Source organism: Pseudoflavonifractor intestinihominis (assembly GCF_040096055.1).
GTDB classification, from domain to species: Bacteria; Bacillota; Clostridia; order Oscillospirales; family Oscillospiraceae; genus Pseudoflavonifractor; species Pseudoflavonifractor intestinihominis.
Window position 1 is genome coordinate 1 of sequence record NZ_JBBMFK010000014.1, and the last position, 16362, is coordinate 16362.

At 49.1% G+C, this 16362-nt stretch carries 14 protein-coding genes; 8 read left to right on the plus strand and 6 right to left on the minus strand.

The genetic code is table 11. The annotated features are described in order from the left end of the window. The 6 genes from WMO64_RS09575 to WMO64_RS09600 all read right to left on the minus strand — a co-directional run. Positions 1–1774, minus strand: a 1774-nt coding sequence (locus WMO64_RS09575; protein ID WP_349231818.1) for a DUF1156 domain-containing protein, incomplete at its 3' end; no start/stop codon positions are given. After that, positions 1767–2177, minus strand: coding sequence for a hypothetical protein (locus WMO64_RS09580; RefSeq protein ID WP_349231819.1), 411 nt, complete (start codon positions 2175–2177; stop codon positions 1767–1769). The genes WMO64_RS09580 and WMO64_RS09575, both read right to left, overlap by 8 nt. Positions 2178–2191: 14 nt before the next feature. Beyond that, a complete protein-coding gene (locus tag WMO64_RS09585; protein ID WP_349231820.1) occupies positions 2192–5695 on the minus strand; it encodes a helicase-related protein in 3504 nt (1167 codons plus the stop codon). Positions 5696–5713: 18 nt separating this feature from the next. Further along, on the minus strand, positions 5714–5947 hold the full coding sequence (locus tag WMO64_RS09590) for a helix-turn-helix domain-containing protein (RefSeq protein WP_076780289.1): 234 nt from the start codon (positions 5945–5947) through the stop codon (positions 5714–5716). Positions 5948–6885: 938 nt separating this feature from the next. Next, complete coding sequence (locus WMO64_RS09595) at positions 6886–7548, minus strand: sigma-70 family RNA polymerase sigma factor (protein ID WP_349231821.1); 663 nt, start codon at positions 7546–7548, stop codon at positions 6886–6888. Beyond that, a complete protein-coding gene (locus WMO64_RS09600; RefSeq protein WP_349231822.1) occupies positions 7529–8368 on the minus strand; it encodes a helix-turn-helix domain-containing protein in 840 nt (279 codons plus the stop codon). The genes WMO64_RS09595 and WMO64_RS09600 overlap by 20 nt, the downstream gene beginning before the upstream one ends. Positions 8369–8601: 233 nt before the next feature. On the opposite strand from WMO64_RS09600, the gene WMO64_RS09605 reads away from it, so the two are divergent. The 8 genes from WMO64_RS09605 to WMO64_RS09640 all read left to right on the plus strand — a co-directional run bounded on the left by WMO64_RS09605 (position 8602) and on the right by WMO64_RS09640 (position 16359). Then, the gene (locus tag WMO64_RS09605; RefSeq protein ID WP_349231823.1) at positions 8602–9222 is read left to right on the plus strand and encodes a CHC2 zinc finger domain-containing protein; all 621 of its coding nucleotides are present in this window, start codon (positions 8602–8604) and stop codon (positions 9220–9222) included. Continuing rightward, a complete protein-coding gene (locus WMO64_RS09610; protein ID WP_349231824.1) occupies positions 9197–10570 on the plus strand; it encodes a DNA primase family protein in 1374 nt (457 codons plus the stop codon). Before WMO64_RS09605 ends, WMO64_RS09610 begins: the two co-directional genes overlap by 26 nt. Before the next feature lie 437 nt (positions 10571–11007). After that, on the plus strand, positions 11008–11226 hold the full coding sequence (locus WMO64_RS09615; RefSeq protein ID WP_349231825.1) for an LLM class flavin-dependent oxidoreductase: 219 nt from the start codon (positions 11008–11010) through the stop codon (positions 11224–11226). A gap of 2 nt (positions 11227–11228) precedes the next feature. Next, the gene (mobV, locus tag WMO64_RS09620) at positions 11229–12209 is read left to right on the plus strand and encodes a MobV family relaxase (RefSeq protein WP_349231826.1); all 981 of its coding nucleotides are present in this window, start codon (positions 11229–11231) and stop codon (positions 12207–12209) included. Beyond that, positions 12199–12384 carry a hypothetical protein gene (locus WMO64_RS09625; RefSeq protein ID WP_349231827.1) on the plus strand — a complete coding sequence of 62 codons (186 nt, stop codon included), beginning with the start codon at positions 12199–12201 and terminating at the stop codon, positions 12382–12384. The genes mobV and WMO64_RS09625 overlap by 11 nt, the downstream gene beginning before the upstream one ends. A 62-nt stretch (positions 12385–12446) precedes the next feature. Continuing rightward, a complete protein-coding gene (locus WMO64_RS09630) occupies positions 12447–13448 on the plus strand; it encodes a virulence RhuM family protein (protein WP_349231828.1) in 1002 nt (333 codons plus the stop codon). A gap of 30 nt (positions 13449–13478) precedes the next feature. Further along, positions 13479–15161, plus strand: coding sequence for a recombinase family protein (locus tag WMO64_RS09635; RefSeq protein WP_435412063.1), 1683 nt, complete (start codon positions 13479–13481; stop codon positions 15159–15161). A gap of 91 nt (positions 15162–15252) precedes the next feature. Beyond that, positions 15253–16359: a glycosyltransferase family 2 protein gene (locus WMO64_RS09640; RefSeq protein WP_349231830.1), complete on the plus strand. Its 1107-nt coding sequence runs from the start codon at positions 15253–15255 to the stop codon at positions 16357–16359. Positions 16360–16362 lie beyond the last annotated feature (3 nt).

Here is a 16362-nt window from a genome sequence, read left to right on the forward strand (position 1 = left end):
TCACGACATGAAATCTGGTGCTGAAGGTGCTCACTTTTTTGGGGCCCTTTTGCTCACATTTTCGTTTGACAAACACAGCCTTTGGAACCAACATAGTTGAAAACAACTCTGGGTAAGTATTATTTATCGACCTGCGCAACCAAATATAAAAGTAATCTGACAAATCCGCATAGCCAATGTTGTCGTAATAAGGTGGGTCTGTAGAAATCATGACCTCTCGAAGCATACAATCTTGCTGTGCATTAAATTGTTGAGCCTGGCCTTCTACTTCTGCAGGCAGTTTTTCCAAAGCTTTTACCACCCAGTTTATTGCACCGCTCCAATTACCCGTTGAATTTGAAAAAGGATTGGATTCCGCATAATCCCATACCATTGGGAGTGCTTGTCTACCAAATGTCTGAATAATAAAGTCCCCACTCCACCCATTTAATGAAGAAGAATAATTGGCCTGTCTATCAACTACAAACGCCAAATAAACACCTATCGCCTCTCCGTAAGCTCTGGCTCCCTGCCCACCTTTGCATAGAGGAAGATGGTCGTCGGCAATTCCCGCAGAAACTGCATCTGCCTCCGCCTTTTTCTGAGCATCTGCTACCAAGGAACTGAATGTAGTCAAGGCTGTGAGCTGGCGGGGAGTGAACAGGTCCTCATAATGGTTCATACCAAAAGCAGGAGGGCTAAACCAACGGGGATTGTCCGGCAGCATACCAGTGGGAGCATCTTCTGGCCTTTCAATCTGTGCCGTAAAGATGTGTTCTTGGCTTGGAGAGCAATAAATGCGTCCACGCTTACCCTCGGCTACTATGGCCATGAGTTGACTACCAATCCTACCTTCTTGGCCTTCCTGTTTTACATACTCATCAGATGTGACCTCTCCACAACAGGGGCACTTGAATGTCGCTCCGCGACCAGTTTTATAGCTTTGATATTCTTTGGGACATTTCTCATTGTGTGCCTCAAAGCGAACACGGTTTCCGTCAGGAATGGGCTTGGCCCATGCTTCTTTTCCTTTCTTCTTGGACAGTACAAAACTGCTTGCCAGTGGCATCTCACACCCACAAGCAGGATTCGGGCACTTCACAGTCCGCGCCCAAATCCAAGCAATGACGGTAGCATCGCCACCGCCTTGCTCTCGAGACAACTTGACCTTGGGGTAGAGATGTCCAATGCGCTTGAAGGCTTCTTGTTTCATCCACTCGCCATAATAGCGCACGTCCTCTGCCAATCCCTGCGCACGACTCCACGTCGTAGCCATCGCGCTGGTACGGGCATCGGGATTGACCGGTGCCATATAGGCAAAACGGGGCGGGATTTCTATCATGGCTTTATTAATCATGACAGATACTGGGTTCAAATCATGGGCATGAGTTTTTAAGCCTAAACGCTGAGCTTCCAATGGTATGGTACCGCCACCTGAAAACAAATCCAATAGTTCAGGTGGCGAACTCTCTGTAGATTTCAGGATTTCGGCCTTTGCAGTAGCTAATACGTCCTTGTTATTAGAGTTTTCCCATATGACCAACTCTTCTAAGATTCGGAAAAGTCTTTGACGTTCAAGGTTCTGTTCCTCCTCACTGGGAAACAGTTCCGGGTGAGAGGAAGGGTCATCTACAAGGCTTGACCAAATTACAGCGCGGGCTGCTGCTAAAGGACGTCGTGCCCACCATAGGTGCAAAGTTGATGGATGACCATGTCGAATGGATTTTTCTCTAGATGATTCTCTGTTAATAGCTTCCAGAGGTAATGCAACTTCAATTAGCTTCTTTCTATTCATTTGTGAAACCTCCAAAATAGAAATCAAGGTAATCGCTCAACTCCGGTTTCACGCGAGAAGGACTTTGCGGTGCATAGGTCATACCGTGTTTTCTAAGTTCTGTAAAGGTCAGTTCCTTTCTATCAGTGAATCCCAATAGTCGCAGTCGCATATATCTACCGTAAATATTGCCAACATTTTTGACCCAAAATCGAGAATCATCAGATATTTCACTAGCTGTCATATTTATCTTTTCAACAATAGTTTTGTATTGGACTCTAGAAATTGTTTTTGTGCAGTAGATATATACAATATCTCCTATTTCAAAGTTTCTTGTCTGTTTCCAATCAATATAATTCTGCTGCTCAAAAGCGAGCCTGTGATTGTAAATCAACGGATTTGCAGACATAATCCATTCCTTCATGGTTATATCTCACCTCATTTCTGATACAGAATCTCAGACTCTGCAATCAAATCTTGTATGTCATAGTTCACACTGGTTGCCGTGAAGTCCGGCGCGTTCTTAAACGGATGCTTCAGGTAAATCGTGTGGGTGTTCTTTCCGTCCACTTCCACGATAGCCAGAATAAATTCCTCGGGTTTATTCAGCGCTGTCAGAATCTCATTCTTGCTGACCGTTACAGTCGTTGCACCTTTTCTGCGTCCTTTCACTTCTATCATCCTGAGTGCGTAAGCAGTCAGGCGCTGACGCATTCTTTCCGGCACATAGGATTCCACATCATAGCCGCATTTTGCCGCGCTAACATCCTTGGGCTGATAGCCGAGAGACGTTTCAATTTGTAAGACTGCATCCATGGCTGCATATTCCACTGCCTGCCGGTCGCCGGAACTAAAGGCAGTCGGAGAGCCAGTCCCCATCAAATTGCGAAGCAATCCCTTGGGGATAATCAGCGCACCGCCGGTCACGACGGGCGGCATGGGAGAGATTCTTCGCTCCTTCGCAATCTCCTCCAGCCTCGCCTGCATCCGTGCCGTTAAATCATCTGCGCGGCGGGAAGCCAGCTTGGAGTTGAGCTTGGAATTGGTTTTTCCCGCAGCCTCCTTCTGTTGCAGCTCACTGGCACGATAATCCCAATACTGGATTTCTGCGGTCATTCTGTCTTTGACGGCCTTGGCAGTCTTGTCCAGCATGGCTTCCTTGCGGCTTTTGACTTCTGCAAAATGCTCAGGTATCAGGTTCGTAATGGCATAGCTCTTTGCCATGTCCTCCACGCCGGAACAAAGCCATTTCTGAGAATGTGCCCATTTCAGTACCGCCGCCGTTTCCGATTCATCCGCCGCCCGATAATCAAGATAGGGCGCGTATCCTGCGCCGGTTGCCGTTCCTTGCTCGTCCAGCTCCACAAAGTGGACGTGTTTGGAAATCGTTCGTCTGCTTCCATCCTTCAAAATCATGCCGTCCTGAATGGCGTCCTCGATATAAAACAATAGACGGGCGGATGTGCTGTAGTCACTGTCATCAATAAAGACGGCTCCTCGCTTCATCACGTCCATGCTGCGCTCCCGCACCAAGTCCAGAGTGGCATCCAGCAATGGGTGGCCGGGGCATATCAGTGCGGCGGGCGTTAGACCTTGAACATTGCAAAATTCTTTATCAAAGCACACACGCTCATAGCGGGTCAGCACCGGCTCGCCATAGCCGATTTGTGTGTCGCGATTCCGCACGGCATAGGGAACGGAAGTGATTTCATACCGGCCTTTCTCTCTGCGGCGAATCTTTCCGCCCACGGACTGGAATGCCTCTACAAAGAAAGCCTCGATGAAATGGGGCTGGAGCTTATGCGCCTCCATTCGCTCCATATCTTCCTTGATGGCCATGACCGTATGAACATCCATCACATCATCGGTCAGGGCATTTTCTTCAATGAGCTTCTGGAACTCGTCCCGGTTTATGGTGTTGTCTACCACTTCATTCAGGCGGGCTTTTACCTTGGGGTCGTTTCCATACCGCACTGCCTCAATAAGCAGGTCGCGGAGGGAGCGATTGTTAAATGTCATCTTGCCAAGGATGTCGAACACCTTGCCGCCAAGCGCCTGACGTTCTTCCTCCAGCTTCTGGAACAGGCGCTGGAACACGAAACCCTCCCGTGTTTCGGATGCAACCAGATTCCACAGATAGCAAACTTCTGTTTGGCCGATACGATGAATACGGCCAAACCGCTGCTCCAGCCGGTTCGGATTCCACGGCAAATCATAGTTTATCATCAGATGCGCTCTCTGCAAGTTGATACCCTCGCCAGCGGCATCCGTTGCAATCAGCACTCGAACACCCACATCCTGCTTGAAAAGCTGCTCTGCCTTGCGCCGTTCGTCACGGAGCATTCCGCCGTGAATCGTAATGACAGCTTCCTTGTTACCGAGTAAGGAACGAATCTTGTCCGTCAGATAATTCAATGTATCCTTATGCTCAGTAAAGATGATGAGCTTCTCGCGCTGTCCATCGCCTCCGAACATTTTCTCATTATCTTGAAGGAGGCGGGACAGTTCTTCCCATTTACGGTCAATACCGCTGATACGGACTTGATTGGCCATCTGCTCCAGTCGTTTCAGGATTTTGATTTCCGCCTCCAACTCCGCAATGGTAGCAGCAGCGGAAGCGTGGTCAACCACCTTTTCCTCCAGCTCCTCCTGCTCGTCTGGCGGCAGGTCATCGTCATCAAAATCGTCAAAGTCCCCGGCAATCTCCGCGCCCCGTTTGCCAAGACGTTCTTCCGCAAGCCGGTGTTCCAGACGTTCCCGCCGTCTGTGGAGCGACTGATAAATCGCCTCCGGTGACGACGCAAGACGGCGCTGCAAAATGGTCAGTGCAAAGCCAACCGTCGTTCTTCTATCATTGTTCAGATTGTCGGCCCGGTTAAATTCCTCCTGCACATAATCGGTCACAGCAGCGTAGAGCTTTGCCTCCATGTCAGAGAGGTCATAATTTACGGTGTAGGCAATCCGCTCCGGGAACAGCGGAGTACCATCGAATTTCAAAAGTTCTTCCTTGACCAGACGGCGCATCACATCAGAGACATCGACGGCCTGCTGGGACTTCCCGTGGATCCCCTCAAAACGGTCTGGGTCAATCAGAGAGAGGAACAGGTGAAAATCTTCCTCTTTGCCATTGTGAGGGGTTGCCGTCAGCAGCAGGAAATTCTTTGTGATATTGGATAGTAATCTGCCCAACAGAAATCTGCGCGTATATTTTACTTCACCACCCCAGACAGTGGCAGACATTTTGTGTGCTTCATCGCAAACAATCAAATCCCATTCCGAGACCTTGAGCTTTTCCTGTATTGCATCGTTTCTGGCCAGCTTATCCAAGCGGCAGATGCACAAATCCACCTCATTGAACACATTGCCGGTGGCCGCAGATTCAATTCTGTCGTTAGTCAGAATATCAAAATGCAAATGGAATTTCTGGAATAACTCATCCTGCCACTGCTCCACAAGGCTTCCCGGAGAAACAATCAGACATCGTTTGAGGGAGCCACGAGCCATCAGTTCCTTGATGAACAGACCGGTCATAATCGTTTTACCGGCACCGGGGTCATCCGCCAGGACATATCGGAGCGGGAGACGCGGCAGCATCTCCTGATAGACAGCAGAAATCTGATGCGGCAGAGGTTCCACGGAAGAAGTATGTACAGCCAGATATGGGTCAAACAAATGCGCAAGGCCAATACGATACGCTTCGGATGCCAAACGCACCTGATTCCCGTCCGCATCAAAACTCCACGGAAGATGCTTATCCTCTACCTGAATGCTTTCTTCATTTTCACGATAAAGCAACTGTGTCCCGGGAACGCCCTTACTGTTCTTGTATGTAATCTCTATGACGTTGTTTCCATACCACTGGACAGCAACCACATCGACAGGCTCATTCCCAGCAATTCCAGTCAGGTGGCTGCCCACTGTAATATCTTCAAGTTTCGCCATAACATTGGGCCTCCTAAGTTATTTTTGCGCTTCGTGAGACTCTGACTGCTCGTCAGGAATCAATTCCATGATGTCATCAAATGTGCAGTCCAGTACTTTGCATATGCTTACCAGCGTATCTGTGTTTACATTTTCCCCATGGTTCAGCTTATTGACTGTATATGTGCTGATATTAGCAGCAACGGCTAAATCTTTTTTCTTCATATCCTTATCTATCAGGAGCTTCCACAATCTCTTATAGCTTACGCCCATACCCTTCTCCTTCCTACGCCAAATAAGTGGATACGCACTACTCTACATTATACACATCCAAGGGCGGAGAGACAATATATAAATTAAGCGAAAGCTCAATTTTTTCGGTCTTATCATAGATGTTGTTGAGTATACGCTATATTTTTAACTATGGAAACCACAATGTGGCAATGACAAGTCTTTTGCGAGCAGTGTCTTCGTATATACAAAGACTTCTTCCTGCTTGTTGGGGATTTCCCCAAGCCCCAAGGACAGCCCACAAGTGGTCTGGCTACGCATTCGGTTCCCGAACGCTTAACGGCTGCGCCAGGATTGGCATAGTCCACTTTGGTTATATTATTTTGCATAAAAATAGTATTCAAAGTACTTTCCAGACAAAAGTTTTTGCAGATGCCTAAAATAACATTCCTCATTCCTTTTACACATTGTTCAAGCAAATTATAGAAAAATATGTCATCATAAACAAGAAATTATTGCACCCTCTTGCGATATTCGCCAAATAAACAGGCATAGAAACCTGCCCGCCTCCCAGGTAAATTTTTGTGCCTGCTTTACCTGTCCGGGCAAGTGCATATCCAACATGTAGGTACAGAATGGATTGCTGCTGCACGGACAGGCGGGGTGTCCAGAGGGGCGTAGAACCCCTTTGGCTCTGGGTTTCCAATAGGGGCGAGCAGTATCCCTGTTGGCACACGATTTTCCGTAGGAAAGTCTAGTGTGTTATACCTTTGTGGAGCAGATGACAGCCGGAATTGTAGCACGCCCCGGAAAGTGTGGCTACAGTTGCGGCGTTCTGGCGGGAAAGGTTGCCCCTTACGGGGCAGCATAAGCGACAGAAAAAGGCTGGCAGGCGGTGCGAATATGCACTGTCTGCCAGCCTTGTCATCTGCGGAACAAAGGTATATCAAAGCCCCCGTCAGCCGCTGCTTACCATCGTATCAGAACCACCACGGCAGCTTCCCACGCAGGCTGTCCATCGCCTCGCCCTCCACCTTCTTTGTCCGGCTCTCGCTCAGATGGAAATGGAGTGCCGCGCCGATCAGCGGGTGCTCGATTCCATCGGTAAATCCATAGCGGTACAGAAGATAGGTCTGCTCTCTGGCGGTCAACTTGTCCATCGCCGCATATAGTTCCGTCAGCTGTTCTTTTTGGATATAGATTTGTTCCGGCGTTTGGGTGTGAGGGTCAGCAATGGCCTCGATCCGCAGCATCCGTTCATCATCGGATAGAATGTCATCCAGATATACTCTCTGGAAGCCGGGGCCGTCTTTCTTATCCATCATCCGTTGCTCAAATTGAGCTAGGGCGGCGCGGATGCAGTCTGTCATGGCATTGCGGATTGCCGGTGCCGCATAAGTCAGGAATTTCATGCCCCGTCCGGCATCAAATAAAGGGATCGCATTCAGCAAGCCGATACTTCCCTCTTGCACCAAATCATCTACATCAATTCCAATATCATTTTCATCCAGCCCCATACTTCGGTATTGTTCCAGCGCTATTTTTCGGATGAATCCCAGATTACTTTTCAGCAAAATGTCGCGGGCAGTCGTATCCCCAGCCTGCGCCAGCTTGCACAGATGCTCATTGCTCAGGGTCGGCATTTTGTTTCTCCTGCGCGTGGTCTAAGGTGGATTGGAGAAATTCCGTCAGCGCCTGACCGAACTTGTCCAACGCTTCCTTTTGCACGCCGTCCATTCCTGCCGCGCTCTGGGTGACGGCGGCGGAAATCATTTCCGGCGTGATGGTCGGTGCCTGGACATCCTGGCCTTTTGTCAACTCGGAGAACATCTGCTGGGTGATGCCCTTGGTCAAGGACTGTGCCACCGTAAAATCGTTACCAATCTCTTTCTTCACTTCCCGGAGTGCCGCCATGAAAGTATTCTGTATCATCGTTAAGTCGGCCTGATATACGGGAACTTTCTGCCGGTTGACAGCTCTGGCCGCCTGCACTGCGGCATCCGTTTTCACATTCCGGCGCAGCATGGCGCTGAGGGTGGTAAGCATCTGGTTCTGTCCGGCGAAACCGGCGGCCAGGGCATCGTCAAAATATTGCTCGATCATGTAGGTGACTTCTGCAAAGCGCGGACTTTCCAGCAGGCGGTTGACGATCTCCGCATTGGCTTTCCCAGTATACAGATTCCGCGCTGCCTGCACCGACAGGCCCAGTTCTTCAATATCAAAATTTGTTCGGTCGGGTGTATTGACCTCCCCCAGCAGGAAATCTGTGGAGACTTCAAACACTTTTGCAATGCGGAGCAAGTGTTCTGTGCTGATCTTATCCGTCTTGCCGCTCACAAACCGGCTGATGGCGCTTTCGGTGCTGCCGATGCGGGTCGCCAGCTGTGCCTGGGTAATCTTATGTTCCTTCATGAGTTCCTGCATCCGTTGCCGGACATTGCCGGGCAGATAGGCTCCCTCCATATGCCGCACCTCTTTCCTGTAAACTCGTTGCATCCATTATACCTTATAAACCCAGTGTGGGCAAATGCTTTCCGCTGGGTTCGCCGCTCTGAGGTCTTGCATTTTTGCAAGATTTGAGGGCGGCTTTTTTTCTTTTCTTGCACTTATGTGGGATTTTTCGGTCTATAGGCTTTTTCTCCGTATATTCAGGCAGACGGGCAGATACCGTCAATAAATTATGGAGGGCATAGCCTATGAATTTGTTTGAAACTGTAAAATCCTCTGTCACTGTGAAGCAGGCCGCCGAGCACTACGGATGCAAGGTCAATCGGGGCGATATGATCTGCTGCCCCTTCCACGATGACCGGCATCCCAGCATGAAGCTGAACAGAGATTACTTCTACTGCTTCGGCTGTGGAGCTAACGGCGACGTGATCGACTTTGTGGCACGACTGTTCGGTCTGAGCAGCTATGAGGCCGCAAAGAAACTGGCTTATGATTTCGGCATTGACCCGGACAAGCCCCCGGCAGCAATGGCGCTGAAAAAGCCCTATCCGCTGGCGCGGGCCTTCCGCAACGATGAGATGTACTGCCAGCGGGTGCTGTGTGATTATCTGCACTTGCTGGAACACTGGAAAATCGAGTACGTCCCACAATCGCCGGAGGATGATCCAGATGACCGATTTGTGGAAGCGTGTCATATGATCGATTATGTAAATCATTTGTTGGACGTGCTCATGTTTGCGGAACTGGAGCAGCGCGTGAAGGCGGTGGATATGCTCCTGAAGGACGGAACCATCGCCGCGCTGGAGCAGCGGCTGAAACATCTGGAAAAGGAGGTGCAGCACCGTGGCGAAGAACAAGCAATCGCCTGAGGTCAACCAGCCCATCTGGTTTGACGGCAAGCATATCAATGAAGCCCTGTTTTGTGACGATTTTCTCGGCAGGCACAAAATCATCTACACAAACGGGGCTTTTTTCACGCCCGATGGCCGCGTGACCGATGAGCTTCCGCTGCGTGGAGAAATTTTTGAGGAACTGAAATGCTGCGCGGTCAGCAACATTCCCCGCAAAATCAGCAACATTGTGGAGCTGATGAAGCTGGCTGCACTGGTGGAGGATTTCCCGCCGCAGGCTGATCGTATCCATCTGGCTAATGGGACACTAATGCTGGATGGTACTTTTACAGATGGCAAGCCGGAGATCGTGCGCTGTCGTTTGCCGGTGGTCTATAATCCCAACGCCCCCGCGCCTGCCCGCTGGCTGGCTTTTCTGGATAGGCTGCTGTACTCGGAGGACATTCCCACCTTGCAGGAGTTCATTGGATACTGCCTGATCCCCAGTAACAAAGGTCAGCGGATGATGGTCATTAAAGGTAACGGCGGCGAGGGCAAGAGCCAGATCGGCGCGGTGTTGTCCGCGCTGTTTGGCAGCAACATGAAGGACGGCAGCATCGGCAAAATTTCCGAGAACCGCTTCGCCCGCGCTGACCTAGAGCACATCCTGCTGTGTGTCGATGACGATATGCGGATGGAGGCCCTGCGCCAAACCAATTACGTCAAATCCATCGTCACCGCGCAGGGCAAGATGGATTTGGAGCGCAAGGGCAAGCAGAGCTATCAGGGCTGGATGTGCGCCCGGCTGCTGGCGTTCAGTAACGGCGACTTACAGGCACTCTTTGACCGCAGCGATGGCTTTTACCGGCGGCAGCTGGTGCTGACCACAAAAGAGAAACCTGTTGACCGTGTGGATGATCCCGACTTGGCTGAAAAGATGAAAGCGGAGATCGAGGGCATATTCCTCTGGGCTTTTGCAGGATTGCAGCGGCTGGTGACGAGCAACTTCAAGTTCACCGAGAGCCAGCGCACCAGAGAGAACCGGGAGGCAGTCAAGCGGGACAACAACAACGTGCTCGACTTTCTGGAATCCGAGGGCTATATCCGGTTGAAGGCGGATGCATCCATCAGCTCAAAGGATTGCTACGACATTTACCGGATGTGGTGCGAGGAAAACAGTCTGACTGCACTCAAACGCCGCAGTTTCAGCGATGCGCTGGTGGCCGCCTGCGGCAAGTACAATCTGGAACACTGCAACACGATCACCAATTCGGCAGGACGCCGGGTGTGGGGCTTTATGGGCATTGAGGCAGTGGCAAGGCCGCATATAAACGAGTTTACGGACGCTTCACAATGTACGTACGTACCGGAAGACTGGCGGGATTGATTTCCGCTCTGGTCGCCGGTACGTATGTACGCAGCGATTAACCCTGTTACCTCATATATTGCAGGAATGCTTTATGCAGTTAAAGTGGTCGTTCTCATTTTGGGAACAACCAAAACAGCCAAGAAACACCGTGATTTTGCAGGCAGATTTTGAAGCAATCACAAAACGGCGAAATGTTTCTCCCTTATCCGCACACCGTTCGCCAAATAGCGGCTCGCGGAACTGCGCACACGTTGCGCCGTCTCGCGCAGATACCGTCCGAATGGTGAAGAGTCCCGCATTTCCGCGAAGCCGAATATTCCGCTGTTGACCAACGATACGCGAGGAAGCATTTCTATCGCAAAACAGTAACTATAACAATTTTATCATCCCATGAAGCCGGTACGCCATCCAGCGCAGCCGGTTCTTTTTATGGGCAACAAATTTGGAGGATTATCATGAAATCAAAGATCAGAAACGAAATCAAGGCGCAGATCATCCGCGCTGGTTACACCATGCAGGAAGTCGTTGATCTTCTGCATGACGAATACGGCTGGAGCGACAGCGTATCCAATCTTTCCGGGAAATTGCAGCGGGAATCGCTGCGGTATCGGGAGGCCGTGGAGCTGGCTGATGTGTTGGGATATGACATTGTCTGGCAGAAACGGAGGGATTGAGCATGGAAAAAGCACAGTACGCGATTATGCGATTTGCAAAATACAAGGGGCCTGAAATCGGCAATATCGAGGCCCATAACGAGCGCACAAAGGAAAAGTACGCCAGCAATCCCGATGTGGATACCAGCCGAAGCAAGTACAACTTCCATCTTGTCAAACCGCCCGGCAAGTACCGGACGGAATCGGAACGGCAGATTGCTGCCGCCGGATGCCGTACCCGGAAGGACAGTATCCGTATGATCGAGACGCTGTTTACTGCCAGCCCGGAGTTCTTCAAGGGGAAGAAGCGGGCTGAGATTCGGACATTTTTCGAGGAAGCTCTGCACTTTCTGGAACAGCATCAATCCAAAGAGACAATTATATCTGCCGTGGTGCATATGGACGAGAAAACGCCCCATATGCACCTTTGTTTTGTCCCGCTTACGGAAGATGGCAGGCTTAGCGCCAAAGACATTATGGGCAACAAAAAGAAGCTGACCTGGTGGCAGGATGAGTTCTGGAAACACATGGTCAAGAAATTCCCGGATTTGGAGCGCGGCGAAAGCGCCAGCCTGACCGGGCGCGACCACATTCCGCCCCGCGTGTTCAAGGAGATGACCCGACTGACCAAACAGAAGGAAAAACTGGGGCAACTGCTCACTGGCATTACTCCATTTAATGCAAAAAGCCGGGCGGAGGAAATCTGCAAGATTCTGGATACCTATATTCCCAGCGTGGAGAAGATGGACACACTGCTGCGGAAATATGGCGTAGCCTTCACGAAAACAGCATCCGAAAACAAAAAGTTGAAAACGAAAAATGCCGAACTGGAAGAATCTCTTGCATCGGCGCAGAAAGTCAGCACCCTAAAGCAGATCGAAGACCTCAAGCTGCGGCGCGACTATGACAGTGCTGTGGCAATTCTGGAACAGGTACCGCCGGAAGTATTGGAATTTTACAAACAGCCTCATAGAAAAGAAAGGGAAAATACCTATGATAGATGAGTGGAGCGGTTTTGCAGACCTGTTGGCCAATCTAATCGAAAAATACGCTTCAGAGTTAGATATTGAGAATATGTCTGCTCCTTTAGTGCCTTGTGATAGGATGGACAACGCCGAAGTAGATAAAAAAGATTCTGATTCCAAGCAGGAAGCAGTTGAAAGCAAAATTGCTGCATGATATAATGAACGTGATAGAAATGTCCAAACAAATTTTATAACTAAAATCTGAGGTGAATGCGAATGGAACACCCAAACGATAAAATGCCTGGTTCCGAAATGATGATCTATACAACGGAAGATGGTTTAACCAAAATTGAGACAACCTTTGACGGCGATACCGTCTGGCTTTCTGCTGATCAGATGGCCGAGCTGTTTCAGCGGGATAAATCCACGATCTCAAGGCATATCAAGAATATTTTTTCAGAGGGTGAACTCGTGCGCGATTCAGTTGTTGCAAAATTTGCAACAACTGCCGCTGACGGGAAAACCTATCAGGTTGAATACTATAACCTAGACGTGATTATATCGGTCGGCTATCGTGTAAAGTCTAAACGCGGTACACAGTTTCGTATCTGGGCAACCGGGATTCTGAAAGAGTATATGCGAAAAGGGTTTGCCTTGGATGACGAGCGGCTGAAAAATCTGGGCGGCGGATACTTCAAGGAACTGCTGGAGCGGATCAGAGATATCCGTGCATCTGAAAAGGTTTTTTATCGGCAGGTTTTGGAAATTTACGCCACCAGCATCGACTATGACCCTCATGCGGAGATTTCTGTCCAGTTTTTCAGGAAAGTCCAGAATAAGATTCACTATGCCATTCATGGTCAAACAGCGGCTGAGGTCATTTACACGAGAGCAGATGCTGAAAAGGAATTTATGGGCCTTACCACATTTGCCGGAAAACAGCCCACACTGAAAGAAGCGGTGGTTGCGAAGAACTACCTGAACGAAAAGGAGCTTCGCGCAATGGGCCAGCTTGTCTCCGGGTATCTGGATTTCGCGGAGCGTCAGGCGGAACGGGAACAGGTCATGACCATGAAAGACTGGGCTGAACACCTAGATCGTATTCTTACGATGAGCGGTGAGCAGCTATTGCAAGGAAATGGGAGTGTGAGCCATAAACAGGCCGTGGATAAAGCGACTGCCGAATACAAAAAGTACAAGGCCAGAACGCTTAGTGAAGTGGAGAAAGACTATCTGGATTCCATTAAGATGTTGGAACAGAAGACAGAGAAAAAGTAAGAGGCTGTAGTACCTATGGAGAGCAGGCAGATGGAAAAAGAAAAGATAAAAGTTTACACCTATACCAGAGTTTCCACCGCTATGCAGGTGGACGGCTACTCGCTGGATGCGCAAAAGGCCAAAATGAAAGCTTACGCAGACTATAACGATTATGAGATCGTCGGTGAATATGAGGACGCAGGAAAATCCGGAAAATCTATTGAAGGCAGAGCACAATTCAGCCAGATGATGGAGGATATCAAATCCGGCAAAGATGGGGTGTCCTATGTTCTGGTGTTCAAATTGTCCCGCTTTGGCAGAAATGCGGCGGATGTACTTTCTTCCCTTCAGGTCATGCAGGATTTTGGCGTCAATCTGGTGTGTGTGGAGGATGGCATTGATTCTTCCAAAGACGCGGGCAAATTGATGATCTCTGTTCTGTCTGCTGTGGCGGAGATTGAGCGTGAAAATATCCGTGTCCAAACCATGGAGGGCCGCATTCAAAAGGCAAGGGAGGGCCGCTGGAATGGAGGCTTTGCTCCCTATGGGTATCAGCTGGTGGATGGGAAACTGACGATCAATGAGGAAGAAGCGGAGGCAATCCGCGTTATCTATGACCAATATGTGCATACGGACATGGGCGCAAATGGAATTGCAAAATATCTGGAGAATCATGGCATCCGTAAAATTCCTCGACAGAACGGGAAGAATCCTCTGTTTGACGCACATCTGATCCGCTTGATTTTGAAAAATCCAGTGTACTGCGGGAAAATCGCCTATGGCCGTCGCAAGATGGAAAAAGTACGCGGCACCAGAAATGAATACAAACTGGTGGAACAGGACAATTACCTGTTGGCCGATGGGGTGCATGAGCCTATTGTTTCGGAAGAAGTCTGGCAGGCGGCACAGGTAAAACTTCTGGCGCAGGCGAAGAGATACGAACACGTCAATCGCGGGAAAGACGAGCACGTACATCTTCTTTCTGGCATTGTAAAGTGCCCAGTCTGCGGGGCAGGAATGTATGGGAACAAAAGCATTAAGCACAAAGCGGATGGCACCAAGTATAAGGATTTTTATTATTACGGATGCAAGCACCGTACCATGATACGCGGGCATAAATGCGATTACAAAAAACAAATTCGGGAAGAATTGCTGGACGATGCAGTGGCGGAAGTCATTGTAAAGCTGGTGAGCAATCCGAAGTTTGCTGCCATGATGCAGGAAAAAATCAATAGGAAAGTGGATACTGCCGCCATTGACCAGGAGATTGCAAACTACGAGAAGCAGCTTCGCCAGCACTATTCCGTTAAATCTAAGCTGGCGGAAGAAATTGACTCTCTCGACCCGGATGACCGGCACTATGTGCGGCGCAAGGCAGATCTTGATGACCGGCTCTACAAGATGTATGATAAGATTGAAGATACCGAATCTCTGCTGATTGCGGCCAGGGCTAAAAAGCAGGCCATCGAGGCGGAAAAGCTGACCGGCGACAATATCTATAAAGTGCTGACTTACTTTGAGAAGCTGTATGGCATGATGAATGAAGTGGAACGGCGGCAGCTGATGGAGATGCTGATTTCTGAGATTCAGATTTACCCGGAGCGCCAGCCCAATGGTCAGTGGCTCAAATCCATCAAATTCAAGCTGCCGATCATTGAGGAAGATATGAGTATCAGTTTGGACAACGAAGAACAAGTCGAGACAGTGTCGCTTTTGACGTTCAGAAGTAGGTAGAGTTATATTCAGAACCCGGCTATATAATATTTTAACTATATATGTGCAGAAACTGGAATTATATTTCGCATTAAATATAGGAGGCAGGTATATGAATAAGCTAATATGCTCCGATATAGGTATCTCCACACCATGGCTGTCCGTCATTGTTCCGATGTATAACGCTCAGGCCTATCTAGACCAAACCATTCTCTCTATCTTATCGCAAACTTTTCAGGACTACGAGCTTTTGCTTGTGGATGATGGCTCTACTGATGGCACAGCAGACATATGCGCTCGGTATGCTGCCCGAGACCGTCGGATTCGTTATTTGAAAAAAACAAACGGCGGTTCCTATCAGACCAGGCTCTATGGTGCCCAGCGCGCTCAGGGAACCTATGTAATGTTCTGTGATGCAGACGATTACTATGCCTCCAGTCGGGCTTTTTCAATTATCTATAAAAAGCTCCAGTCTCATCCCTGCGATGCAATGCAGTTTGGATACTCTAAGAAGTACAATCATCTGCGGAAAGCTCAAAGGACTGTTCGGGCAGACATTCATTTAGACCGAGATGCCTTTATGAAGCAGGAATATCCAAAACTTTTGTGCAGTTTTTGGGATGAAGCCAATTTAAAAGTTATCGTCTTTAACAAGGTTTATCATCATTGTCTTTTGAACAACCTTCCCCCTGCTAATCAAGCAGAACGCCTTTTTTGGGGCGATGATCAGGTTATGAACATGTATCTGTTAGAAACATGCAGAAGTTTTTCCTTTATTCCTGATACATTGTATGTATATCGTCAGGGAAGCGGCGGAACAAACCGCTTTTCGCTCCGCACGCTGCAAGATATTAACATAATAAAACATTACCAACTGAGCTTTATTGAAAAACATCCGGAATATCCGCGCTCAACATTAGAGAATATTCTTTTTTCTGAACTGGCAGGCTGGACATTTTGCTATATTTGCCAAGGCATAGGGCATCTGCCGGACGAGCAGCTTAAATCTCTGATTGCCGAGGCGATGGAACTGCCGAGCTATCGGGCTGCAAGAGAGCATTACTTAAACCGCTCGAACGAAAAATGGGATGCTGTAAATCTGCTGCGCCAGGCTAACCCTGACGCCTATCTGGAGGCCGCAAAAAAGGCCGCAGACAAAAAAGAAGATTTAAAATCCTCAATCATTTCACTTGCCAAAAACATATACAGGAATATTTAAATA

What these genes read in the sequence shown, in the direction of transcription:
- WMO64_RS09580 (WP_349231819.1), bottom strand. Translation starts at nt 2,177, where the DNA reads ATGAAGGAATGGATTATGTCTGCAAATCCGTTGATTTACAATCACAGG.
- mobV (WP_349231826.1), top strand. Translation starts at nt 11,229, where the DNA reads ATGGAAAAAGCACAGTACGCGATTATGCGATTTGCAAAATACAAGGGG.
- WMO64_RS09630 (WP_349231828.1), top strand. Translation starts at nt 12,447, where the DNA reads ATGGAACACCCAAACGATAAAATGCCTGGTTCCGAAATGATGATCTAT.
- WMO64_RS09590 (WP_076780289.1), bottom strand. Translation starts at nt 5,947, where the DNA reads ATGGGCGTAAGCTATAAGAGATTGTGGAAGCTCCTGATAGATAAGGAT.
- WMO64_RS09625 (WP_349231827.1), top strand. Translation starts at nt 12,199, where the DNA reads ATGATAGATGAGTGGAGCGGTTTTGCAGACCTGTTGGCCAATCTAATC.
- WMO64_RS09640 (WP_349231830.1), top strand. Translation starts at nt 15,253, where the DNA reads ATGAATAAGCTAATATGCTCCGATATAGGTATCTCCACACCATGGCTG.
- WMO64_RS09605 (WP_349231823.1), top strand. Translation starts at nt 8,602, where the DNA reads ATGAATTTGTTTGAAACTGTAAAATCCTCTGTCACTGTGAAGCAGGCC.
- WMO64_RS09615 (WP_349231825.1), top strand. Translation starts at nt 11,008, where the DNA reads ATGAAATCAAAGATCAGAAACGAAATCAAGGCGCAGATCATCCGCGCT.
- WMO64_RS09595 (WP_349231821.1), bottom strand. Translation starts at nt 7,548, where the DNA reads ATGCCGACCCTGAGCAATGAGCATCTGTGCAAGCTGGCGCAGGCTGGG.
- WMO64_RS09600 (WP_349231822.1), bottom strand. Translation starts at nt 8,368, where the DNA reads ATGGAGGGAGCCTATCTGCCCGGCAATGTCCGGCAACGGATGCAGGAA.
- WMO64_RS09585 (WP_349231820.1), bottom strand. Translation starts at nt 5,695, where the DNA reads ATGGCGAAACTTGAAGATATTACAGTGGGCAGCCACCTGACTGGAATT.
- WMO64_RS09635 (WP_435412063.1), top strand. Translation starts at nt 13,479, where the DNA reads ATGGAAAAAGAAAAGATAAAAGTTTACACCTATACCAGAGTTTCCACC.